This is a genomic window from Streptomyces sp. Go-475, from assembly GCF_003330845.1.
GTDB lineage: Bacteria > Actinomycetota > Actinomycetes > Streptomycetales > Streptomycetaceae > Streptomyces.
In genome coordinates, this window is sequence record NZ_CP026121.1 from 761,355 (window position 1) to 784,413 (window position 23,059).

The window sequence follows — 23,059 nt, forward strand, 5'->3', positions numbered from 1 at the left end:
CTTTGAGGACATAGGGTAGGTCGGGGTTCGATGATGGTCGGATGATTCGTCGTGGTGAATTGACCGATGCGGCCTGGGCGCGGATCATGCCGCTGTTGCCGCGCTCCAACGGGCGTCGTGGCCGGTGGCGGGATCATCGCCAGGTCATCGACGGGCTCTTGTGGAAGGTACGCACGGGTGCGCCGTGGCGGGATCTGCCGGAGCGGTATGGGCCGTGGAAGACCTGCCATGAGCGGCTGCGCCGGTGGACGGCGGATGGGACCTGGGCTCGGATCCTCACGCAGGTCCAGGCGCACGATGACGCGGTCGGGACGATCGAGTGGGCGGTGTCGGTCGACTCCACCATCGCCCGGGCCCATCAGCATGCGGCAGGGGCCCGGAAAAAAAGGGGCTGCGGCACGTGGCCGGTTGCGCCGGTCGGCGGCGAGGCACTGGGACGATCCCGCGGCGGGTTGAGCACCAAAGTGCACCTGGCTGTGGGCGGGCGCGGCCGTCCACTGTCGATCCTGCTGACGCCCGGACAGGCCGGTGACAACCCGCAGTTGGTGCCGCTGCTGGAGGCGATCCGGGTGCCCCGGCTGGGGCCGGGGCGTCCCCGGTCGCGGCCGGATCGGGTCAGCGCTGACAAGGCATACTCGCATCCGTCTACCCGCGCCGAGCTACGCCGGCGCCGGATCGCCAACACCATCCCCGAGCGTGCTGATCAGAAATCCCGGCGCCGCGGCCGACCACCTTGCTTCGACCGCGACCTCTACCACGACCGGAACGTAGTCGAGCGCTGCTCCAACCGGCTCAAGCAATGGCGCGGCCTGGCCACCCGATACGCCAAGCGCGCCGCGATCCACCGAGCCGAAGTCGTCATCGCCGCCATCATGATCTGGCTCCGCTGATCGACAGGACACGCCCTAGTCGCTTGCCCGCCGGTCGCCGTCCTGTTTGACTCGCCGTATGACTCATCACGGGGGACGGCGCACGCAGGCCGAACGGGACGCGATCACCGTCGAGATCGGCTACGCGCTGTGCAGTGCGGCCTTCGCCGCTGCGGTCGTCTTCGGGGCCGTGGCCGGCCCCGCGCTCCTCTTCGACCTGCCGGACACGCCGGAGAGCCTGCTGCTGCGGGCCGGGATGGTGCTCGCGCCCGTCCTCTTCGCCGTCCGGGTGGTCAGTGTGCTGGTCCGGTTCCGGTCGGCGGCTCAGCCCAGCCAGCCCGGCCGTACCAGCCCCGACTCGTAGGCGAGGACGACCAGTTGGGCCCGGTCGCGGGCGCCGAGCTTCACCATCGTGCGGCTGACGTGGGTCTTGGCGGTGAGCGGGCTGACGACCAGCCGGCGGGCGATCTCCTCGTTGGACAGGCCGATGCCGACCAGGGCCATCACCTCCCGCTCCCGCTCGGTGAGCCGGGCCAGCGCGTCGGCCGCCGCCGGTTCCTTGGAGCGGGCCGCGAACTCGGCGATCAGCCGGCGCGTCACCCCGGGCGAGAGCAGCGCGTCCCCCGCCACCACCGCCCGTACCGCGCGCAGGAGTTCGTCCGGCTCGGTGTCCTTGACCAGGAAGCCGGAGGCGCCCGAGCGGATCGCCTCGAAGACGTACTCGTCGAGCTCGAAGGTGGTGAGCATGACCACCTTGACGTCCTTCAGGGCCGGGTCCTCGGTGATCCGCCGGGTCGCGGCCAGGCCGTCGAGCGCGGGCATGCGGATGTCCATCAGGACGACGTCCGGCCGCAGTTCGCGGACCCGGCGCACGGCCTCCTCCCCGTCGGCGGCCTCGGCGGCCACCTCGATGTCCGGCTGCGCGTCGAGCAGCGCCCGGAACCCCGCCCGGACCAGTGACTGGTCGTCGGCGAGCAGTACACGGATCACCGGTTCTCCTCCAGCGGTCGTCTGGTTCGGCTCACGTGTCGGCCGAAGGCGTCAGCGGCAGTACGGCGAGCACCCGGAAGCCGCCGTCCGGGCGGGGCCCGGCCTCGATCGTGCCACCCAGCGCGGCGGCCCGCTCCCGCATCCCGGCCAGCCCGTTGCCGCTGCCGCCCGCGTCCGTGCCGGTCGCGGGCCCGTCGTCGTCGACGCGCAGCCGCAGCGCGCCCGCTTCGTGGGCGAGGTGCACGCGCGCGTGCCGCGACCCGGAGTGCCGTACGACGTTGGTCAGGGCCTCCTGGACGATCCGGAAGGCGGCGAGGTCCGTGCCGGGCGCGAGCCGGGGCGGTTCCCCCTCGACCTCCACCGTGAGGCCGGCGCTCGCCGCCTGCTCCACCAGCTCGGGCAGCCGGTCGAGCCCGGGCGCGGGGGCCCGGGGGGCGGCACCGGGGGCGCGCAGCGTGTCGAGCACCTGGCGGACCTCGCCGAGCGCCTCCTTGCTCTTGTCCTTGATGGTGGTGAGCGCCGTACGGGCCTGCTCGGGGTCGCTGTCCAGGAGCGCCAGGCCGACACCCGCCTGCACGTTGATCACGGAGATGCTGTGCGCGAGGACGTCGTGCAGCTCCCGCGCGATCCGCAGCCGCTCCTCGTCGGCCCGCCGCCGCGCCGCCTCGGCCCGCTCGGCCCGCTCACGGGCCCACTGCTCGCGCCGGACCCGGAACAGCTCCGACACCGCCGCGACCGCCACCACCCAGGTCGCGACGACGAGCTGCTCGCCCCAGGGGGCGGCGGAGTCCCCCGAGGGCGGCAGCCACGCGTACAACCAGTGCCCCATCAGCACGTGCCCGGCCCACAGCGCCGCCATCGCGCCCCACGCCGCCCACCGGTGCCCGGCGACGATCGCGCTGAAGCACGCCAGCGCGACGGTGAACAGCACCGGCCCGTACGGATACCCGGCCCCGAGGTAGACCAGGACGGCACCCGCGGTACCGAACACCACGGCCACCGGGTACCGCTTCCGCCACAGCAGCAGCACGCCGGCCAGGAGCAGGAGCACGCGCGCGAAGGGGTCCAGGTCCGCCCGCTCGCCCTGCTGGCCGTGCGCGGCGAAGGTGGAGCCGGCCAGGACGAACACCGTGACGACGACGGTGGACCGCCAGGGCCACCGGGGCGCACGCTCCCCCTCCCCCCGCCGGTCCCCCCACGGCGGCCCGTGCCGCCACCCCTGCGGCGACCCGCCCCGCACCCACTGCTCGTCCATACCGGCCACGCTAGACGCCCCGCGGCGACGAGGGCGTCCCTCGAGCGTGGTGATCACGCGTACTCCACGGGGAGTACGGCAGCCGGCGACACGTCGGCGCTAGGCGGCCGGCCCCCGCTGCGGATACACCAGCCCCACCCCCTGCGCGAGTTGCCCCGCCGCGTGTCGGAAGAACGTCTCGCGGTCCTCCACCACCCGGTTGAACTGTCCGAACAGTTCGAAGCCGACCAGTCCGTACAGCTGGGCCCAGGCCGCGACGAGGGCCGTCACCGTTTCGGGCGGGAGGTCCGGCGCGAGGTCGGCGGCCATCCGCTCGGCCTCGGGACGCAGTTCGGCGGGCAGGGAGGGCCGGGCCAGACCGAGGCCGCGGTAGGCGTCGCGCAGGATGCCGATGAGGAGGTTGCCGACCCGGGCGGCGGCCGGGACGGTGGTCTCGGGCGCGGTGTAGCCGGGGACGGGCGAGCCGTAGATGAGGGCGTACTCGTGCGGACGGGCGAGCGCCCAGGCGCGCACGGCCTCGCAGACGGTGATCCAGCGCTGCCGGGGGCCGGATTCGGCTGCCGCGCGGTGGGCCGCCTCGGCGCTCTCGCCGAGGGAGTCGTAGGCGTCGATGATGAGCGCGGTCAGCAGGTCGTCCCGGCTGGGGAAGTAGCGGTACAGCGCGGAGGAGACCATGCCCAACTCGCGGGCCACGGCGCGCAGGGAGAGCTTGGCGGCGCCCTCGGCGGCGAGCTGTCTGCGGGCCTCGTCCTTGATGGCCGCGGTGACTTCGATCCTGGCCCGGGCACGGGCGCCGTATGCGGTGCTCATGCGGGGCAGTGTGTCATGAATGCAGAGCGGTGCACACAAACGAGAGCGCCAGACACAAGTGAGAGCAGGGGACAAAAGCGAGAGCAGTGCTCTTGCTTTGGAGCGGCAGTCTCGGGCACACTGACATCAGCCGATCGAGAGCAGTGCTCACAAAAGAGAGCACCGCTCCATCCACTCTCAGGGGGACCCCATGTCCACACACGTCCAGAAGCCCGGCTGGCTCACGGTCCACGTCTTCAACCGGTTCGTGGCCTGGCTGACCCGCCGCGGCGTCAGCGTCTGGGGCTCCCGCGTCCTTGCCGTCCGCGGCCGCAAGAGCGGCCAGTGGCGCACCACTCCGGTCAACCTGCTCACCCTCGACGGCCGGCAGTACCTGGTCGCACCCCGCGGCCACGTCCAGTGGACGCACAACATGCGCGCCGCGGGCGGCGGCGAACTGCACCTCGGCAAGCGCGTGGACCCGTTCACCGCGACGGAGGTGGCCGACGACGACAAGGCCCCGATCCTGCGCGCCTACCTCAAGCGCTGGAAGGCGGAGGTCGGGGTCTTCTTCAACGGCGTCGGCCCCGACTCCCCGGACGCCGAGCTGCGCCGCGTCGCCCCCGACCACCCGGTCTTCGAGATCACTCCGACGGGCTGACCTCGTCCACGGTCACCGGACGGCGGTCCAGGGCCGTCAGGGCCTTCTGAGCCATCGGATGCGTGCGGACGATCTCGCCCAGCGACGTCGAGCCCTGGGTGATCTCCTTGAACGCCTTCCAGGCCGGCCGGAAGCCCGTCAGCGCCGCGTGGAACAGGCCGGGGCGGCGCTCGAACACGGTCAGCAGCCGCTTGCCGACGCTCATCTCCACGCCCAGCCCGGCCTTGACCGCGAACGCGTAGTTGAGGGCCTGCCGGCGCGTGTCCACGGCGTCGTGCGCCTCGGCGATGCGCACCGCCCACTCCCCCGCGAGCCGCCCCGAGCGCAGCGCGAAGGAGATGCCCTCGCGGGTCCACGGCTCCAGCACTCCCGCCGCGTCACCGCACACCAGCACCCGCCCGCGCGACAGCGGCGAGTCGTCGGCCCGGCAGCGGGTCAGGTGCCCGGAGGAGATGCTCGGTTCGAAGCCCGCCAGGCCCAGCCGCCCGATGAACTCCTCCAAGTACCGCTTCGTCGCGGCGCCTTCACCGCGCGCCGAGATCACCCCGACCGTCAGGGTGTCGCCCTTGGGGAAGACCCAGCCGTAACTGCCGGGCATCGGGCCCCAGTCGATGAGCACCCGCCCCTTCCAGTCCTCGGCGACCGTGTCCGGCACCGGGATCTCCGCCTCCAGGCCGAGATCCACCTGCTCGACCTTGACCCCGACATGGGCACCTATGCGGCTGGCGCTGCCGTCCGCCCCGACCACGGCCCGCGCCAGCACGACCTCGCCGCCCTGGAGGACCACCGCCACCGTGCGCCGGTCCGGCACCGCCGAGCCGTGCTGCTCGACCCGCTGGACCGTGACCCCCGTGCGCAGCTCGGCGCCCGCCTTCTGCGCGTGCTCGACGAGCTGCTGGTCGAACTCGGGCCGGTTGATCAGCCCGAACAGCATCTGCCGGGACCGGCGCGTGCGCGTGAAGCGGCCGTTGTTGGAGAACGTCACCGCGTGCACCCGGTCCCTGAGGGGCAGCTCGAAGCCGGGCGGCAGCGAGTCGCGGGAGGGGCCGATGATGCCGCCGCCGCACGTCTTGTACCGCGGCAGCTCCGCCTTCTCCAGCAACAGCACGCGTCTCCCGGCGACCGCCGCCGCGTACGCGGCCGAAGCGCCCGCCGGTCCCGCGCCCACCACGACGACGTCCCACACCTGCCGCACGTCGTCCGCCGAAGAGTTCTCGCTGCTCACGATGGTCTACTGCTCCGATCAAGCCGCCTGCCGCTGCTACCTCCCGCATCCTACGGCCGACCCGGTCACCGGCCGCTGTGGGAGGATCTACGGCACTCACCGCTACAACGTCGCACCCACAAGGAGCGTGCCCATGTCGCCCAATCCGGTCGCCGAGACCGTCGCCTCGCTGATGCCCAGGGCGAAGCAGGAGCTCACCGAACTGGTGGCCTTCCGGTCGGTGGCCGACTTCGAGCAGTTCCCGAGGAGCGAGAGTGAGGGCGCCGCCCGCTGGGTCGCGGACGCGCTGACCGCCGAGGGCTTCCAGGACGTGGCGCTGCTCGACACTCCCGACGGCACGCAGTCGGTCTACGGCTACCTGCCCGGCCCCGCGGGCGCGAAGACCGTCCTGCTCTACGCCCACTACGACGTGCAGCCGCCGCTGGACGAGGCCGGCTGGACGACCCCGCCGTTCGAGCTGACCGAGCGGGACGGGCGCTGGTACGGGCGCGGGACCGCCGACTGCAAGGGCGGTCTGATCATGCACCTGCTGGCGCTGCGCGCGCTGAAGGCGAACGGCGGCGTGCCGGTCCACGTGAAGGTGATCGCCGAGGGCTCGGAGGAGATGGGCACGGGCGGCCTGGAGCGGTACGCCGAGGAGCACCCGCGCCTGCTGGAGGCCGACACGATCGTCATCGGCGACGCGGGGAACTTCCGGGTCGGTCTGCCGACGGTCACCTCGACCCTGCGGGGCATGACGATGCTGCGGGTGAGCGTCGACACGCTCGCGGGCAATCTGCACTCGGGCCAGTTCGGTGGTGCCGCGCCGGACGCCCTGGCCGCCCTGATCCGCGTCCTGGACTCGCTGCGCGCCGAGGACGGTTCGACGACCGTCGACGGGCTCACCTCCGACGCGGCCTGGGAGGGGCTGCAGTACGACGAGGAGCAGTTCCGGCGGGACGCCAAGGTGCTGGACGGCGTCGAGCTGATCGGGTCGGGGACGGTCGCCGACCGCATCTGGGCGCGCCCGGCCGTGACCGTGCTCGGCATCGACTGCCCGCCCGTCGTCGGCGCCACCCCGTCGGTGCAGGCGAGCGCCCGTGCGCTGGTCAGCCTGCGGGTGCCGCCGGGTGTGGACGCCGCCGAGGCGACCAAGTTGCTCCAGGCCCACCTGGAGGCGCACACGCCGTGGGGCGCGCGGGTCAGCATCGAGCACATGGGCCAGGGCCAGGCCTTCCGCGCCGACACCACCAGCCCGGCCTACCAGGCCATGGCGGACGCGATGGCGGTGGCGTACCCGGGGCAGGAGATGCAGTACGCCGGGCAGGGCGGCTCCATCCCGCTGTGCAACACCCTCGCCGCCCTGTACCCGCGGGCGGAGATCCTGCTCATCGGGCTGAGCGAGCCGGAGGCACAGATCCACGCGGTGAACGAGAGCGTGTCGCCCGAGGAGCTGGAGCGGCTGTCGGTGGCGGAGGCGCTGTTCCTGCGGAACTACGCGGCGGGCTGACCGCTCTGCTCTCGGCAGAAGGCCCTCGTCCTCGGACGGGGGCCTTCTCTACGGTCGTCCCATGGACGTCGTCGCACTCCTCCCCCGCCTCCATCTCCTGCGCTTTCCGGTCGGCCAGGCCTACCTCTGGCGCGACGGCGACGCGTGGACGCTGATCGACGCCGGCCCCGCGGGCTCCGGGGCGGCGATCGCCGAGGCGGTGACCGCGCTGGGTTCGGATCCCTGGGCCGTGCGGCGGATCGTGCTCACGCACTTCCACGAGGACGTGGGCGGGGCGGGCGAGTTCGCCGCGCTCAGCGGGGCCGAGGTGCTGGCGCACCGGCTGGACGCGCCGGCCGTACGCGGCGAGGTCCCGGGCCCTGCCCGGAGTTCGAGGAGTGGGAGCGGCCGCTGCACGAGCAGGCGGTCACGCTCCTGCCCGAGGGGGACTTCGCCCGGCCGACCGGGGTCACGGAGTTGTCCGGCGGTGAGGTGCTGGACGTGGGCGGCGGGGCGCACGTCGTTCATGTGCCCGGGCACACGCACGGCAGTATCGCGCTCCATCTCCCCGAACACGGTGTGCTGTTCACGGGTGACACGGTCGCGGCCTCACCCGTGGACGGCACGGTGATCCCCGGCGTGTTCAACCTCGATCGCGACCAGGTCCTCGCGGCCTGCGCGCGCCTGGCGAACCTCGACGCGGACGTGGCCTGCTTCGGCCACGGCGACCCGGTGACGGCGCGGGCGTCGCGCGCACTGCGGAACGCGGCGCACGTGCGTGCGGCCCAGACCCTGTCGTCACATTCGCCGCGGGGCAGGCGGGAATGTGACGACACCCCCTAGGGTGTGGCCGTACGTGTGCGTTCCACCAGGCGGTCGGCGAGGTAGCGCTGGAACTGCCACAGGGGACGCTCCAGGTGCGAGAAGCGTCCGCCCGACGGCCCCGGATCGGTGGCCAGTCCCCGCTGCACTCCTCGGATGGCCACCAGATCCTCGCTCTGGATGGTCTCCAGCTGCTGACGCGCGGCGGCCACGTAGGCGTCGAATCCCGGCTTGTCCCGGACCTCGGCCGGCACGAGCACCGTGAAGTGGGCGTCGTGGGTGCCCGGGCCCGTGGGGATCTGCCGCAGGAAGGTCACGCTGTCCGGCAGGAGGGCCATCGCCAGGTGGGGGAAGACACCCGCGATCGTCATCCCTGACAGTTCGCGCTCTCCGAGCCCGGGGATCAGGGTGCCCACCGCCCCCGGCGCGCCGTCCCCGGCCGCTTCCGCCGTCGTCGCCGCCTCCGCCAGGGCGTCCGCGGCGAAGGGCGTGTACATGGTGAACCAGCGTCCGTCGCACTCGTCGACGACGGTGTCCCTGCCCGGCAGCAACGGCTCCAGGGTGGCCGCGTGGCTCCCCATGTGGTGGTAGTTCTCCGAGCCGTTCTCCAGTCCCACCTTCCAGTTCGCGGGGATGTCCTCCCAGCCGGCCGTGTAGGCCACGACCAGATCCGCCAGCCGGTAGGGGGCCACCTTGGCCGTCAGCCCGTCGAGCTGCGGGGCCAGCGCCGGCGCCTCGGGATCGGCGCAGATCATGATCAGGCCGTTCCACACTTCCAGGCGGTACCTGGGGAGCCGGCACGCCGCACGGTCGAAGTCCACCTTGCCCATCAAGGGCGCGCCGGCCAGCTGTCCGGCGTACTCGCCGTTCAGCCGGTACGTCCACGTGTGGTACGGGCACGTCAGCCGCTTCAGGGACCCTTGCTCGGGCGTGGTCTCCGGAGGGAGCACGTCCATGAAGCGGTGGCGGCACACCCGGGACAGCGCGTGCAGCTCGCCGTCCTCGTCACGTGTGATGACCAGTGGTTCGCCCAGTACGTCGGTGCGCAGGTAGTCGCCGGGCCGGGCGACCTGGTCCACGTGGCCGGCGCACAGCCAGTCGGCGCGGAAAACGTGCTCCCGCTCCAGGCGGTAGAAGTCCTCGCTGGTGTAGGCCCGGGCCGGGAGCGTTTCGCCGCGCTCCAGCGGAAGCGCCGCGATGCGTGTCAGCTCGTCGAGGAGGGAGTCGAGTTCTCGGTGCGGCATGGTGCCACCACCTTTCTGCAGGCTCCCTTCATGGTTCGCCCCGAGCCCTCGACAGCGGATCGCCGCGACGGTTGATATCCGAGTAGTCCTTTCGTATGAGACACCGACGTCTCATGATTCATAAGATCCGTTCAGATGAGACGTTCATGTCTCATTCAGCCAGGCCCTAGCCGAGTGCCGGGTCCAGGACGATGTCCTCCTCGCGGGCCGCGACCGTCGGCTCCTCGGGGAAGTGGCAGGCGGTCAGATGGCCCGAGGGGCTGCCCTCGACGCGCACGAGCGGGGGTTCCTCGGCGGCGCACTTGTCCTGGGCCTTCCAGCAGCGGGTGCGGAACCGGCAGCCGGAGGGCGGGTCGATGGGCGAGGGCACGTCCCCGGCCAGCCGGATGCGCTCGCGCCGCTCGACGGCGTCCGGGTCGGCCTCGGGCACGGCGGACAGCAGGGCGTGCGTATAGGGGTGCCGCGGCCGGGTGTAGAGGGACTCCCGGTCGGCGACCTCGACGATCTTGCCCAGGTACATCACGGCGACGCGTTCGGAGAAGTGCCGTACGACGGCGAGGTCGTGCGCGATGAAGAGGAAGGCGATGCCGAACTCCCGCTGGAGGTCCTGGAGCAGGTTGACGACCTGCGCCTGGATGGAGACGTCCAGCGCGGAGACGGGTTCGTCGGCGACGATCAGCTTCGGCCGCAGGGCGAGGGCGCGGGCGATGCCGATGCGCTGGCGCTGGCCGCCGGAGAACTCGTTCGGGTAGCGGTTGTAGTGCTCGGGGTTGAGGCCGACCGTCTCCAGCAGTTCCTGGGCGCGCTTCTTGTGGCCCTGGGGCGGGTTGATGCCGTTGAGCCGCATCGGCGTCTCGATGATGGTGCCGACGGTGTGCCGGGGGTTCAGCGAGGAGTACGGGTCCTGGAAGATCATCTGGAGGCTCCGGCGGGCCTCCTGCATCCGTCCCGGGGGCTGGTGCGTGATGTCCTGGCCGTCGAACACCACGGATCCGCCGGTGGGTTCGAGCAGCCGGGTGATCAGGCGGCCCGTGGTGGACTTGCCGCAGCCCGACTCGCCGACCAGGCCCAGTGACTCGCCGGCCCCGACCGAGAAGTCGATGCCGTCGACGGCGCGGACGGCCCCGATCTGCCGCTGGAAGATGATGCCCTGCCGGATGGGGAAGTGCTTCTGCAGACCGCGTACCTCGAGGAGGTTCTCGCCGCTCGGGCGGTCGGTGCTGTGCCCGGTGCGGGGCTCGGTGGTGCTCACGGCATGCTCCCTTTCGTCCGCCGCCGTCACTGCGCGGCCCGGTCGGTTCCGGCGCGGCGCTCGTCCGGGCCCGTTCCGCCGCGGATCTCCTGCTTGGCCTCGTCGGCGAGGTGGCAGGCGGCGAGGTGCCGTTCGCTGCCGGAGACGAGGCGCAGCTCGGGCCGTTCCGCCGTGCACCGCCCTTCCGGGACCCAGCCCTTGTAGGCGCAGCGCGGGTGGAAGGCGCAGCCCTCGGGCAGGTTGATCAGGCTGGGCGGCGTGCCCGGGATCGGGTTGAGCCGCTCCCCGACGTCGCCGGTGAGGTGCGGCATGGACTGCAACAGGCCCCAGGTGTAGGGGTGCTGGGGGTCCTTGAGGACGTCCCGGGTGGTGCCGTACTCGATGCGGCGGCCGCCGTACATCACCAGGATGTCGTCGGCGACGTCGGCCACCACGCCGAGGTCGTGGGTGATGATGACGACGGCGGAGCCGAACTCCTCCTGGAGATCGCCGATGAGGTCGAGGATCTGCGCCTGGACGGTGACGTCCAGGGCGGTGGTGGGCTCGTCGGCGATGAGCAGGGCGGGGTCGCACACCAGGGACATGGCGATCATGGCGCGCTGGCGCATGCCGCCGGAGAACTGGTGCGGGTAGTCCCGGACGCGGCGTTCGGGCTGCGGGATGCCGACCCGCTTGAGCATCTCCACCGCGCGGTCCTTGGCCTCCTTCTTGGAAACCTGGTGGTGCACGCGGTAGGCCTCGGCGATCTGGGAGCCGACGGTGAAGAAGGGGTGCAGCGCGGAGAGCGGGTCCTGGAAGATCATGGAGACCGTGCGGCCGCGCAGCTCGCGCATCTCGGCCTCGGGCAGGGCGACGAGTTCCCTGCCCTCCAGCCAGATCTCGCCGCCGACCTGGGCGCGGGTGCCCTTGTGCAGTCCGAGCAGGGCCAGTGAGGTCACCGACTTGCCGGAGCCGGACTCGCCGACGATGCCGAGGGTACGGCCCTTCTCCAGGGTGAAGGAGACGCCGTCGACGGACTTGACGAGGCCGTCCTCGGTGGGGAAGTGCACCCTGAGGTCGCGTACGTCGAGGAAGGGGGCGGGCGCGGGCGCGAGGTCCGCGGGCTGCGGTGAGGTCTGAACGGACACGGGTGTTCCTAAGGACGAAAGAAGGGCTCAGGCGAGGCGCACGCGCGGGTCGACGAGGCCGTACACCAGGTCGACGACGACGTTGGCGATGACGACGAACGTCGCGGCGAAGAGCGTGGTGCCGAGGATGACCGGCAGGTCGGAGTTCTGGACGGAGTCGACGGCGAGCTTGCCGATGCCGTTGATGCCGAACACCGACTCGGTGATGACCGCGGAGCCGCCGATCAGGGAGCCGACGTCCATGCCGAAGATGGTGATGATCGGGGTGATGGCGGCCCGCAGCCCGTGCTTGAGGACGACCTTGGAGGCGGACAGGCCCTTGGCGCGGGCGGTGCGCATGTAGTCCTCGGCGAAGACCTCCAGCATGGAGGAGCGGGTGAGCCGGGTGTACATCGCGAGGTAGACGATGACGAGGGTGGTCCACGGCAGGATCAGCCCCTGGAACCAGCCGACCGGGTCCTCGGTGATCGAGGTGTAGCCGGAGGTCGGCAGGATCTGGAGCTTGTCCACGAACACGTACAGCAGGAGCAGACCGATGAAGTAGATCTGCACCGACACGCCGAACAGGGCGAGTCCGACCGCCGCCTTGTCGGCGGCCCTGCCCCTGCGCACCGCCGCCACGGTGCCGAGGCCGACACCCAGGATCAGGAAGGCCACGGCGGCGCCGAGCCCGAGGGAGAGGTCCGCCGGGAAGTCCTGGAGCAGGGTGGTCAGCACGGGGGTGTCGGTCTGGAAGGAGACGCCGAGGCAGGGCGCCCCGCAGTGGATGCGCACGCTCTGGTCGCCGAAGTCACGGCCGACGAAGAGCCCCTTGAAGAACTCCCAGTACTGCGTCAGGTAGCTCTGGTCCAGGCCCAGGGAGTGCTTGATCTCCGCGAGGCGGGAGGGCGAGCAGGTCTTGCCGCAGGCCAGGAGCGCGGGGTCGGACGGCAGGGCGAAGAAGATGAAGAAGGTGATCGTGGTGATCACCAGCATGATCAGGGCCGCCGCCAGAAGGCGTCTGATGAGGTAACGAAACATGGGGTGCCGGGACCTGACGTGAGTGGGGTGCCCGCCGGCGGCCGGGGCCGCCGGCGGGGGTGGAGAGGCGACGCGTCCGTCAGTGCTTGATGTAGACGTGAACGAGGCTCGGCTCGGCCACGATCGAGTCGGGGATGACCCCGCCGACCTTGGAGCCGGACATCTCGGTGAAGTTCATGTACATCAGCGGGACCACGGCGGCGTCCTTCAGGACCTGCCGGTCGATCTGTCCGTAGGTGGCGTTGCGCTGCTGGACGTCCGAGAGCTTGGCGGCCTTGTCGATCAGCGCGTTGACCTTCGGGTCGTTCAGGTACGACAGGTCCTGGTTGGCCTGCGGGTTCTTCTTGATCAGCCGGCCGTCGAAGAGGGTGGGCAGCACCGTGGAGGCGTTCGGCCAGTCGGCGATCCAGTCGCCCCAGGTCAGGTCGTACTGGTTCTTCGTGTTGTTGACGGTGCTGAAGTAGTTCGACGCGTCGATCGGGGAGATGTTGACGTGGATGCCGATGCGCTCCAGCGCGGTCTTCACCGCGTCGGCGAAGTGCTCATGGGTGGGAGTGTTCTCCACCGCGATCGACATCGTCAGCTTCGGATTACCCGCCTGTTTCATCAGGGCCTTGGCCTGGGCGAGGTTGCCGGCCGGGTTGGCGCTGTACAGGTTGAACTTCTGGTATCCGCCGATGCCGGGGCTCAGCATGGTGGTGGCGTAGTCGCCGTACGCCGAGCCGCCGAAGGCGCCGCGGACCGTGGTCTTGTCGATGGCGTACTCGATCGCCTGGCGCACCCGGAGGTCCTTGACGCGGGTGGTGTTGATCGCCAGGTAGTTGATGCCGGGTGCGGGAATCTTGTAGTAACGGCCCTTGAGAGAGGGGTCGTTGGCCATCTGGGCCAGGTCGGATCCGGCGATCGGCCACTGCTGGATCGAGGTCTGGGCGGTGCCGGCGTCGGCCTTGAGCTGCTGGTCGATGGCCGACTCGTCCTGGCCGAACTTGACGTCCATCCCGTCGACGTTCTGCTGCCGGATCGGGTCGGTCGACTGCGACCAGTGCGGGTTCCGGGTGAGGACGAGTTCCTTGTTCTTCGTGTACGACTTGATCATGTACGGGCCGTCCGACCAGACCTTGGTGTCATAGGTCGAGCCGGTGTCATGGGCCTTGGGCACGGCGGACCAGCCGGGCATCGCGGTGGTCTCGTTGAAGTCGGCCACCGGCTGGTTCAGGTGGAAGACGATGGTGTACTTGTCCGGCGTCTGGATGGAGCCGAGTTCCTTGCCCTGGTAGGGGCCCTTGTAGTCGGAGCCGCCGACGAGCCACTGCGCCGCGTAGGGCGGGCCGCCGTTGATGTCGGAGGAGAAGCCTCGCTCCACGCCGTACTTGACGTCCTGTGCGGTGACCTCGGTGCCGTCCTGGTACTTGACGCCGTGCCGCAGGTGGAAGGTCCACACCGTGGCATCCTTGCTCGGCGTGCCGGTGTCGGTGGCCAGATCGCCGACCAGCTTCGGCTTCGGGCCGGTCTCCTCCCAGCCCGTGAGGGTCCGGATGATCTCCTGGTCCATGCTCTGGCCCTCGGTCGTGTAGACGCGCTGGGGGTCCAGGTGGTCGAAGTCGGCCTTGTCCAGGATGGTCAGGGTGCCGCCCTTGCCGGGGGCGCCGCTGCCGCTGCTGCCGGAGGACCCTCCGCATGCGGTGGCCCCCAGGGCGATCATCACGGCGGAGGCCGTGAGAGCGACCGTGCGCGATCTGCGCGTGTTGCGCGTCATTGAGGAAACTCCGTTCTGGCTACGGGCTCGGCGGCCGTTCGTGGGGCCGCCGGGTCGATACTCGGGGGGGGTGGCTTGTCAGCCGCGCCGGGCGCGGGGGTCCAGGGCGTCCCGGACGCCGTCCCCGAGGAGGTTGAGCGCCAGGACCAGGACGAGGAGCAGGACGCCCGGCACGAAGAGGTACGTCGGGTCCTGGAGGAAGAACTGGGAGGCGTCCGACAGCAGCGCTCCCCAGTCGGGGTTGGGCGGGATCACGCCGACACCCAGGTACGACAGGGCCGCCTCGGTGGTGATGTTCTGCGGGACGGCGAGCGCGAAGGAGATCAGGATCGGCGCCCAGAGGTTGGGCAGCAGCTGCCGGAAGAGGATGTGCCGCCGGCCGGCGCTCATCAGCCGCGCGGCGTCGACGAACTCCCGCTCGCGCAGCGACAGGACCTGTCCGCGCACCAGCCGGGCGGTGTACGCCCAGGCGAAGACGGCGATGTTGAGGACGAGGACGAGCAGCCGGAGGTTCTCGTCGGTGCCGCCGTGGCTGTTGGTCTGCAGCGCGTTCTGGATCACGGGGGTCAGCGCGATGATGAACAGCAGCTGCGGGAACGCCAGCATCACGTCCATGATCCGGGACAGCAGGGAGTCGACCCAACCGCCGAAGTACCCGGCCGCGAGGCCCGCCACGACTCCGACGGCGGTGGACAGCACGGCCGAGGCGAATCCCACGTAGAGGGAGGTGCGCAGGCCGTAGACGATCCGGGCGAACAGGTCGTAGCCCGTGCCCGGTTCGACGCCGAGCAGGTGCTGGGCGCTGATGCCGCCCAGCGATCCGTAGGGGAAGTTGCCCGTGTCCGGGTTGATCGCCTTGTTGTCGGGGGTGATCGGTCCCCAGCCGGTCACCGCGGTGAGGACCGGCGCGAGCAGGGCGACGGCGATGAACAGGAGGGTGACCACCAGAGCGGTCATGGTGACCTTGTCCCGCCTGATCCGCCGCCAGGCCATCCGGGCCGGCGAGCGGCCGGCGACGACCGTGCCGCCGGGTCTGGGGTCCTGCGTCGACGGCTCGGTCAGCAGCGCGGTGCCGCCGCCGGTGTCGACCGGCTGGTGTTGCGTGGTCATCGTACGGACATCCCGGATCTGCCCCTGGGGCAAGGAAAATTGGGTGGCGGTCGTAACTTCCGCCGTGAGACTCTGCGGACTTTCGCAACGCCGTGCGAGTCCGGTCAAGCCGAGCAGGGGCCAGAAAAGGGACTGTTTGCGGTCATGGAACAGTGTTGACGCAAGCGGGGAAGGTGATTACCCGCCGCATGGCGGAATGCGGGAGATTCCTTGGGAATCGATTGGCCCTGGGTCCGGCGGCATTTCCTTTTGCTTTTCCCTCGGAATCCCCCGGGCCGGGTAAAGGGCGCGGGCCGGCAGCTCGCCGTCAGCCGAGCGGAACCCCGGCTTCCAGGTAGAACGCGGCTCCGCGTTCCCGAGCCCGCAGCGCCCAGCGCAGGCGCTCGTAGCGCACGGGCGGCAGCAGTTCGGCGGCCTCCTGCTCGGTGACGAACCGCCAGTCGCGCAGTTCGGGGCCGGGCAGCAGCAGCCGTTCGGCCTCCGCGGCGGCGAGGAGACCGCCGTCGAAGAGGAGCCGCAGCCCGCCGAACCCGGGGGGCGCGGGCCGCTCCCAGTCGACGACGAGCAGGCTGGGCACTTCCTCGAGGTGAATGCCGGTCTCCTCGGCCACCTCCCGCATCCCGGCCCGCGCGGGCGCCTCTCCGGGCTCGACGACCCCGCCGGGGAACTCCCAGCCGGGCTTGTAGGTGGGGTCGACCAGGAGCACCCGGTCCCGTTCGTCGAAGAGGAGCACCCCGGCCGCGAGCGTCTCGGCGGTGGGCTCGGGCGTCTGCACGATGTCGCAGACGGGCACGGCACCGCTGTTGACGGCCTCGGCGATGCGGGCGGCGGTCTGGTACGGCGTGAGGTCGCTGGTGTCCACGGGGTGGGCGTCGGCGGTGAGCCAGGAGGCGAGGGCGGCCCGGTACGGCTCGATGTGGTCGAAGGACCACTGGCGTATTCGCATCTCACCGTCGGGGAGGTCGGGTGGCACCTCGCGGCCGGCTATGCGCTCCCGCAGTATCGTTTCGGCCGGAGCGAGCAGGATGTGGCTGACCGGAATCCTGCGCGCGGCCAGTCCGCCGAAGATCTCGTCGCGGTACTCCTGGCGCAGCAGGGTCATGGGGACCACCAGGGTCCCGCCGAGCTCGGCGAGCATCGCCGCCGCCGTGTCGATCACGAGGCGTCGCCAGATCGGCAGGTCCTGGAAGTCGCCGACCTCGGCGAGGTGTTTGGGCGGCAGCAGGTGGGCTAGCGCGCCGCCGATGACCTCCGGGTCGAAGAGCGTGCTGTTCGGGATCAGCTCGATCAGCTCCCGTGCGGTGGTGGTCTTCCCCGCACCGAACGCGCCGTTGATCCAGACGACGGTCACAGGTCCCCCTCTTCTGTTGGCCCCCTGAGGCTTGCCCGCTTCACCCTGCCACGAAAACCAGCCGCAGTTGAGGGCGCATGACGACGGCGCCGGCGCCCCCTCACGCGGGGAGCGCCGGCGCCGTGGGCCGGGGCCGGGCGGCTCGTCAGCCCTTCTCCTTCTTCTGGCTGCCGTCCTCCCGGTCCAGGGACAGGCTGTCCTTGGCGACCGTCTCGTCGAGCGTCTTGAGGGTGTCGTCCACGCTGAGGGTGCCGAGGCTCTCTCCGAGGGCGTGGGACGGGGTGACCGCCGCGACGACGAAGCCGGTGGCGAGGGAGGCGATGGCGAGCATGCTGCGCTTCTTCATGCCCGGCACAACGGCCCGAGGCGCTGTGGGGTCACGCAGCGGCGTACGACCGGGCGAGGGAATACCTCAGGCCGGGTCGCCGTCCGGTTCGGTGCCCCAGGTGCCGGGGCCGCCGCCCCGCCACTCGATCAGCCCGGACGCCGCCACGTACGCCTCGTCCGCGTCCTCGATCCCCGCCCGCCGCAGGAATTCGGCGACGTCCAGCAGCCCGTAGGCGATGCCGAGGAACTGGTCGTCCACACGGACCCGCCTGCCGCCGTCCGCGGCAGGCGGGTAGACCACGACGGGTTTCACGGACGCCATGCCATCAGGGTCCGCGAAGACGGCGCCGGGCGCTCGTCGGGGTGGGCCGTTCAGCCGGCTTTTCTGGTCTGCCGGAATTCGTGGACGTCGGCCGTGAGGGTGCCGTCGTGCTGTTCGTAGTGGGACAGCGCGAGGCCGAGGCCGAAGAAGGTGGGTGCCCATTCGCCGACGAAGATGCCCCAGCGGTCGGCACGGGCGAGTCCGGTGCCGGGTTCCATCTTCAGGGAGCCCATCCAGGCGACGACGCTGAAGCCGACGGACGCCATGGCGGCCATGTAGGCGTGCTCGCTGCGGACGCCCATTTCGTGCATCTTCTTGATGATCATCAGCGGCTCCGTTCCGAGGGGGGTGGTTCACGGACGGAGTGCCCTCGGAACGTGTCGCTATTCACACTTTTTGCCCGTAATGTCCGACCCGGTGCGCGGACACCGCCACCTCAGGCGCCCACGTAGGCGGCGAGGTGCTCCCCGGTCAGCGTGGAGCGGGCCGCGACGAGGTCGGCCGGGGTGCCCTCGAAGACGATCCGGCCGCCGTCGTGACCGGCGCCGGGGCCGAGGTCGATGATCCAGTCGGCGTGCGCCATGACCGCCTGGTGGTGCTCGATGACGACGACCGACTTGCCGGAGTCGACGAGCCGGTCCAGCAGGCCGAGCAGCTGCTCGACGTCCGCGAGGTGGAGGCCGGTGGTCGGCTCGTCGAGGAGGTAGACACCGCCCTTGTCGCCCATGTGCGTGGCCAGCTTCAGCCGCTGCCGCTCACCGCCGGACAGCGTCGTGAGCGGCTGGCCGAGGGTGAGGTAGCCGAGGCCGACGTCGGCGAGCCGCTCCAGGATCTTGTGCGCGGCCGGGGTGCGCGCCTCACCGGTGCCGAAGAACTCCTCGGCCTCCGTCACCGACATCGCCAGCACCTCGCTGATGTCGCGGCCGCCGAGGTGGTACTCCAGCACCGAGGCCTGGAACCGCTTCCCCTCGCAGTCCTCGCAGGGGGTGTCGACGCCGGCCATCATGCCCAGGTCGACGTAGACGACGCCGGCGCCGTTGCAGGTGGGGCAGGCGCCCTCGGAGTTGGCGCTGAACAGGGCCGGCTTCACGCCGTTGGCCTTGGCGAACGCCTTGCGGACCGGTTCGAGCAGCCCGGTGTAGGTGGCGGGATTGCTCCGCCGCGACCCCTTGATCGGGCTCTGGTCCACCGAGACCACGCCCGCGTCGGCGGGGATCGAGCCGTGCAGCAGGGAGCTCTTGCCGGAGCCGGCGACTCCGGTGACGACGGTGAGCACCCCGAGCGGCACGTCGACGTCGACGTCCTGGAGGTTGTTGGCGGACGCGCCCCGGATCTCCAGTGCGCCGGTGGGCTTGCGGACCGTCTCCTTGAGGACGGCCCTGTCGTCCAGGTGACGGCCGGTGACGGTGCCGCTCCCCCGCAGTCCCTCGACCGTGCCCTCGAAGCAGACCGTGCCGCCCGCCGTGCCGGCGCCGGGGCCGAGGTCGACGACGTGGTCGGCGACCGCGATCGTCTCCGGCTTGTGCTCCACGACGAGCACCGTGTTGCCCTTGTCCCGCAGCCGCAGCAGCAGGTCGTTCATGCGCTGGATGTCGTGCGGGTGCAGGCCGATGGTGGGCTCGTCGAAGACGTACGTGACGTCGGTGAGGGAGGAGCCGAGGTGGCGGATCATCTTCACGCGCTGCGCCTCGCCACCCGAGAGCGTGCCCGCCGGCCGGTCGAGCGACAGGTAGCCGAGGCCGATCTCCACGAACGAGTCGAGTGTGCCCTGCAGCGCGGTGAGCAGGGGGGCCACCGACGGCTCCGTCAGACCCCGGACCCACTCGGCCAGGTCCCGGATCTCCATGGCGCAGGCGTCGGCGATGCTGATCTTGTCGATCTTCGACGACCGGGCCGCCGCCGTCAGCCGGGTGCCGTCGCACTCGGGGCAGGTGGTGAAGGTGACCGCCCGCTCCACGAACGCCCGGATGTGCGGCTGCATCGCCTCCTTGTCCTTGGACAGGAACGACTTCTGGATCTTGGGGATGAGCCCCTCGTAGGTGAGGTTGGCGCCGTTGACCTTGACCTTGGTCGGCTCGCCGTAGAGGAAGTCCTGCATCTCCTTCTTGGTGAACCGGCGGATCGGCTTGTGCGGGTCGAGGAAGCCGGACTGGGCGTAGACGCCCACGGTCCAGACGTTGTCCGCCTTCCAGCCGGGGATGGTGAAGGCCCCCTCGGCGATCGACTTGGAGTCGTCGTAGAGCTGGGTGAGGTCGATGTCGGAGACCTTGCCGCGGCCCTCGCAGCGGGTGCACATGCCGCCGGTGCGGGAGAAGGTCGCCTTGACCGTCCTGGTCTTGTCCGCGCCGCGCTCGACCCTGATCCCGCCGCTCGCGCTGACCGAGGCGGTGTTGAAGGAGTACGCGCTGGGCGGGCCGATGTGCGGCTCGCCGAGCCGGCTGAAGAGGATGCGCAGCATCGCGTTGGCGTCGGTGGCGGTGCCGACCGTGGAGCGCGGGTCGCCGCCCATCCGCTGCTGGTCGACGGCGATCGCGGTGGTCAGCCCGTCGAGCACGTCGACGTCGGGACGGGCCAGGTTCGGCATGAACCCCTGCAGGAAGGCGCTGTAGGTCTCGTTGATCAGCCGCTGCGACTCCGCCGCGATCGTGTCGAACACCAGGGAGCTCTTGCCCGAGCCGGAGACGCCGGTGAACACCGTCAGCCGGCGCTTCGGGATCTCGATGCTGACGTCCTTGAGGTTGTTCTCGCGCGCGCCGTGCACGCGGATCACGTCATGGCTGTCGGCGACGTGCGGCCCGGGCGACTGTCTGTCCGCCGTCGTGGCCTGGCTCATGGTGTCTCCATCTCTCGGGCGGGGCTGCCGCGCTCGGACGATCTCGTTGCCCCGCGCCGGACCTCCCTGGTGCGGCGCGGGGTGGGTACTGCGCGGGCCGCTACTGGCCCTTGAGCTGCTGGATGCGGACCATGTTGCCCGCGGGGTCGCGGAAGGCGCAGTCGCGGACGCCGTAGGGCTGGTCCACCGGTTCCTGCACCACCTCGGCGTCGCTCGCCTGCAGCCGCTCGAAGGTGCCGTCGACATCGGGGGTGGCGAGGACGATGCTGGCGTAGGTGCCCTTGGCCATCATCTCGGCGATGGTGCGGCGCTCGTCCTCGGTGATGCCGGGGTCGGCGGCCGGCGGGTGCAGGACGATGTTCGTCCCGGGCTGGCCGGCGGGGCCGACCGTGATCCAGCGCATGCCCTCGTAGCCGACGTCGTTGCGGACCTCGAAGCCGAGGGTGTCGCGGTAGAACGCCAGGGCGGCGTCCGGGTCGTCGTGCGGCAGGAAACTCGCGTGAATGGTGATGTCCATGGCCCCCACGCTAGTTTCGGCTCCCGGCGGGCGCTTCTCGATTCCTGACCGGTCTGGTGACCTGCTTCGCCACGCACGACGGGATCCCCGCGGTCGCGCGCGCCGCCTCCCGCCGGTAGGCGCTCGGCGGCATGCCGACCAGCTCGGTGAAGCGGGTGCTGAAGGTGCCCAGCGACTGGCAGCCGACCTCGAAGCACACCTCGGTGACGCTGAGGTCGCCGCGGCGCAGCAGCGCCATCGCGCGCTCGATGCGGCGCGTCATGAGGTAGCTGTACGGCGACTCGCCGTACGCCTGCCGGAACGCGCGGCTGAGGTGCCCGGCCGACATGTGCACTCCGCGGGCCAGCGCCTCGACGTCCAGCGGCTGCGCGTACTCCCGGTCGATCCGGTCCTTGACGCGGCGCAGCCGGGCGAGGTCGCTCAGGCGCTGCGCCGAGGCGGGTCTGCTGCTCACATGCGCGATCGTGTCACATCGCACTGACATGCGGTCGGTCTCCGTGACGGAGCCCGGCAGAGGGGGGTGCGGTCTCCGTCAGGTGTAGTAGGTGTCGAACGTGCCGATCCACCAGGCAGCGGGCGGCAGCACGCACAGCTGCACGCCGGCGGTGGTCCAGCAGCGGGCGAGGAGCGCGGTCCCCGCGGTCCACCACGCGGTCGTGCGCAGCAGGCTCTCCGCGCCGGCCTGGTACCCCCGCCCGGTGGGGTCGACCATGCCCGGGTAGCCCATCCACTCCTCGGTGAAGACGCCGTCGGCGCCGAAGACGATGACCGCCGACACGAGCCAGAGGTCGGCCAGGAGGGCCGCCGCGGCGAGCCTCCTGTCGAAGCGCCGGTACGCGGGGGCCGGGACCAGCAGCCGGATCGCCGGGTGACCGGGGCGTCGCGGGCGGCCCCACGGCCGGGCGCGCACCAGCGTGACGACGGCGTACGCCAGCGCCGCCAGGGCAGCCGCCCACCCACCCATGAAGCCCAGCCCGAAGAACACCATCACGACGCTCACGCCGGGCCAGATGCCGCCCCGCTCGGAGCGGTTCCCCCCGGATCAGCCGCGGGCGCGACCAGGGAGACGCCCGGCCCTCACCGCCTGAACGTTCCTGCCCGGTCTCACACCCCTGCCGCGGCGGCGTCCGCACGCTTCGCCAGCGCTGCCGCAGCCGCGCCCACCAGGCCCGCGTCGGTGCCCATCTGGGCCGGTGCCACGGTCAGGTGCTGGACGAAGGACAGGGTCGCGTAGCCGCGCAGGGCCTTGCGCAGCGGGGCGAAGAGCAGGTCGCCCGCCTTGCCCACTCCCCCGCCGATCACGACGATGTCGATCTCCACCAGGGTCGCGGTGGCGGCGATCCCCGCGGCCAGGGCCTGGGCGGCCCGGTCGAAGGAGGCGACGGCGACCGGGTCGCCGGACCGGGCGGCGGCGGCCACCGCCGCGGCGGACGTGTCGCCGTCGGGGCCGGGCCGCCAGCCGTTCTCCAGGGCCCGGCGGGCGATGTTGGGGCCACTCGCGATGCGCTCCACGCAGCCGCGCGAGCCGCACGGGCAGAGATCGCCGTCGAGGTCCACGCTGATGTGGCCGATGTGGCCGGCGTTGCCCGTGGGCCCGGGGTGCAGCCGCCCGCCGAGCACCAGGCCGCCGCCGACGCCCGTGGAGACGACCATGCAGAGCGCGTTGTCGTGGCCGCGCGCGGCGCCCTGCCAGTGCTCGGCCGCCGTGATCGCCACACCGTCGCCGATCAGCTCCACGGGCAGGTTCCCGGCCGCGGCCCGGACCCGGGCGACGAGCGGGTAGTCCCGCCAGCCGGGCACGTTCACCGGGCTCACCGTGCCCGCTGAGGCGTCCACGGGTCCGGCGCTGCCGATCCCGACGGCCGAGGCGCGCTCCCACAGCGGAGAGACGGCGAGCTCGCCGAGCACCTCCTCCACGGCCCGCATCACGGTGTCGCCGTCCTCCCGGGCGGGCGTCGGCCGCTGGGCGCGGACCAGGATCCGGCCGTGGCCGTCCACCAGGGCGCCGGCGATCTTGGTGCCGCCGATGTCGAGCGCGGCCACGAGGTCGGTGTGCATCAGTGTCGGATCTCCCCGTCAACCATGAGAAAAACGCCGAGAAAAGCCATCGGGCAGGACAAG

23 protein-coding genes and 1 pseudogene are annotated in these 23,059 nt (G+C 71.3%); 5 read left to right on the plus strand and 19 right to left on the minus strand.

The genetic code is table 11. The features are described from left to right. Positions 1-41: 41 nt before the first annotated feature. Positions 42-890 (plus strand): IS5 family transposase, encoded by an 849-nt coding sequence (locus tag C1703_RS03405; protein ID WP_114250469.1) that lies wholly within the window; start codon positions 42-44, stop codon positions 888-890. A gap of 58 nt (positions 891-948) precedes the next feature. After that, the gene (locus C1703_RS03410; RefSeq protein ID WP_114250470.1) at positions 949-1,233 is read left to right on the plus strand and encodes a DUF6332 family protein; all 285 of its coding nucleotides are present in this window, start codon (positions 949-951) and stop codon (positions 1,231-1,233) included. Here C1703_RS03410 and C1703_RS03415 read toward each other — a convergent pair. The 3 genes from C1703_RS03415 to C1703_RS03425 all read right to left on the minus strand — a co-directional run bounded on the left by C1703_RS03415 (position 1,194) and on the right by C1703_RS03425 (position 3,924). Then, positions 1,194-1,859, minus strand: coding sequence for a response regulator transcription factor (locus C1703_RS03415; RefSeq protein WP_114250471.1), 666 nt, complete (start codon positions 1,857-1,859; stop codon positions 1,194-1,196). The genes C1703_RS03410 and C1703_RS03415 overlap by 40 nt on opposite strands. Before the next feature lie 31 nt (positions 1,860-1,890). Beyond that, positions 1,891-3,114 (minus strand): sensor histidine kinase, encoded by a 1,224-nt coding sequence (locus C1703_RS03420; RefSeq protein WP_114250472.1) that lies wholly within the window; start codon positions 3,112-3,114, stop codon positions 1,891-1,893. Between the two features lie 99 nt (positions 3,115-3,213). Beyond that, entirely contained in the window at positions 3,214-3,924 is a 711-nt protein-coding gene (locus tag C1703_RS03425; RefSeq protein ID WP_114250473.1) for a TetR/AcrR family transcriptional regulator, read from the minus strand. A gap of 190 nt (positions 3,925-4,114) precedes the next feature. Here C1703_RS03425 and C1703_RS03430 point away from each other — a divergent pair, with 190 nt between their 5' ends. Then, positions 4,115-4,564 carry a nitroreductase family deazaflavin-dependent oxidoreductase gene (locus C1703_RS03430; protein ID WP_114250474.1) on the plus strand — a complete coding sequence of 150 codons (450 nt, stop codon included), beginning with the start codon at positions 4,115-4,117 and terminating at the stop codon, positions 4,562-4,564. Here C1703_RS03430 and C1703_RS03435 read toward each other — a convergent pair. Next, positions 4,548-5,789, minus strand: coding sequence for a geranylgeranyl reductase family protein (locus C1703_RS03435; protein WP_114250475.1), 1,242 nt, complete (start codon positions 5,787-5,789; stop codon positions 4,548-4,550). The two genes, C1703_RS03430 and C1703_RS03435, sit on opposite strands and share 17 nt — an antisense overlap. A gap of 133 nt (positions 5,790-5,922) precedes the next feature. Between C1703_RS03435 and C1703_RS03440 the strand changes: the two genes are divergently transcribed. Beyond that, positions 5,923-7,278 carry a dipeptidase gene (locus tag C1703_RS03440; protein WP_114250476.1) on the plus strand — a complete coding sequence of 452 codons (1,356 nt, stop codon included), beginning with the start codon at positions 5,923-5,925 and terminating at the stop codon, positions 7,276-7,278. 61 nt (positions 7,279-7,339) lie between these two features. Further along, positions 7,340-8,100: pseudogene (locus C1703_RS03445) on the plus strand (MBL fold metallo-hydrolase). On the opposite strand, the gene C1703_RS03450 reads toward C1703_RS03445, so the two are convergent. The 15 genes from C1703_RS03450 to C1703_RS03520 form a co-directional block, all read right to left on the minus strand. After that, positions 8,097-9,323 carry an aromatic ring-hydroxylating dioxygenase subunit alpha gene (locus C1703_RS03450; RefSeq protein ID WP_114250477.1) on the minus strand — a complete coding sequence of 409 codons (1,227 nt, stop codon included), beginning with the start codon at positions 9,321-9,323 and terminating at the stop codon, positions 8,097-8,099. The pseudogene C1703_RS03445 and the gene C1703_RS03450 sit on opposite strands and share 4 nt — an antisense overlap. Before the next feature lie 166 nt (positions 9,324-9,489). Next, positions 9,490-10,575, minus strand: coding sequence for a dipeptide ABC transporter ATP-binding protein (locus tag C1703_RS03455; protein WP_114250478.1), 1,086 nt, complete (start codon positions 10,573-10,575; stop codon positions 9,490-9,492). Between the two features lie 26 nt (positions 10,576-10,601). Then, positions 10,602-11,702 (minus strand): ABC transporter ATP-binding protein, encoded by a 1,101-nt coding sequence (locus C1703_RS03460; RefSeq protein WP_114250479.1) that lies wholly within the window; start codon positions 11,700-11,702, stop codon positions 10,602-10,604. A gap of 27 nt (positions 11,703-11,729) precedes the next feature. Beyond that, positions 11,730-12,722 (minus strand): ABC transporter permease, encoded by a 993-nt coding sequence (locus C1703_RS03465; RefSeq protein WP_114250480.1) that lies wholly within the window; start codon positions 12,720-12,722, stop codon positions 11,730-11,732. 79 nt (positions 12,723-12,801) lie between these two features. Then, positions 12,802-14,478: an ABC transporter substrate-binding protein gene (locus tag C1703_RS03470; protein WP_114250481.1), complete on the minus strand. Its 1,677-nt coding sequence runs from the start codon at positions 14,476-14,478 to the stop codon at positions 12,802-12,804. 78 nt (positions 14,479-14,556) lie between these two features. Then, positions 14,557-15,588: an ABC transporter permease gene (locus C1703_RS03475; protein WP_114250482.1), complete on the minus strand. Its 1,032-nt coding sequence runs from the start codon at positions 15,586-15,588 to the stop codon at positions 14,557-14,559. Between the two features lie 307 nt (positions 15,589-15,895). After that, the gene (locus C1703_RS03480) at positions 15,896-16,939 is read right to left on the minus strand and encodes an NUDIX hydrolase (protein ID WP_114250483.1); all 1,044 of its coding nucleotides are present in this window, start codon (positions 16,937-16,939) and stop codon (positions 15,896-15,898) included. Positions 16,940-17,084: 145 nt separating this feature from the next. Then, positions 17,085-17,285 carry a hypothetical protein gene (locus tag C1703_RS03485; protein ID WP_114250484.1) on the minus strand — a complete coding sequence of 67 codons (201 nt, stop codon included), beginning with the start codon at positions 17,283-17,285 and terminating at the stop codon, positions 17,085-17,087. Positions 17,286-17,351: 66 nt separating this feature from the next. Next, entirely contained in the window at positions 17,352-17,588 is a 237-nt protein-coding gene (locus C1703_RS03490) for a hypothetical protein (protein ID WP_114250485.1), read from the minus strand. A 50-nt stretch (positions 17,589-17,638) separates the two neighbouring features. Continuing rightward, positions 17,639-17,914: a hypothetical protein gene (locus C1703_RS03495; protein WP_114250486.1), complete on the minus strand. Its 276-nt coding sequence runs from the start codon at positions 17,912-17,914 to the stop codon at positions 17,639-17,641. A gap of 110 nt (positions 17,915-18,024) precedes the next feature. Beyond that, a complete protein-coding gene (locus tag C1703_RS03500) occupies positions 18,025-20,421 on the minus strand; it encodes an excinuclease ABC subunit UvrA (protein WP_114250487.1) in 2,397 nt (798 codons plus the stop codon). Positions 20,422-20,521: 100 nt separating this feature from the next. After that, positions 20,522-20,938 carry a VOC family protein gene (locus C1703_RS03505; RefSeq protein ID WP_198678075.1) on the minus strand — a complete coding sequence of 139 codons (417 nt, stop codon included), beginning with the start codon at positions 20,936-20,938 and terminating at the stop codon, positions 20,522-20,524. Between the two features lie 10 nt (positions 20,939-20,948). Then, entirely contained in the window at positions 20,949-21,392 is a 444-nt protein-coding gene (locus C1703_RS03510; protein WP_198678076.1) for a helix-turn-helix transcriptional regulator, read from the minus strand. Positions 21,393-21,470: 78 nt separating this feature from the next. Beyond that, positions 21,471-21,938 carry a hypothetical protein gene (locus C1703_RS03515; protein WP_232840399.1) on the minus strand — a complete coding sequence of 156 codons (468 nt, stop codon included), beginning with the start codon at positions 21,936-21,938 and terminating at the stop codon, positions 21,471-21,473. Positions 21,939-22,042: 104 nt separating this feature from the next. Further along, a complete protein-coding gene (locus C1703_RS03520) occupies positions 22,043-22,996 on the minus strand; it encodes an ROK family protein (protein ID WP_114250490.1) in 954 nt (317 codons plus the stop codon). Positions 22,997-23,059: the final 63 nt, after the last annotated feature.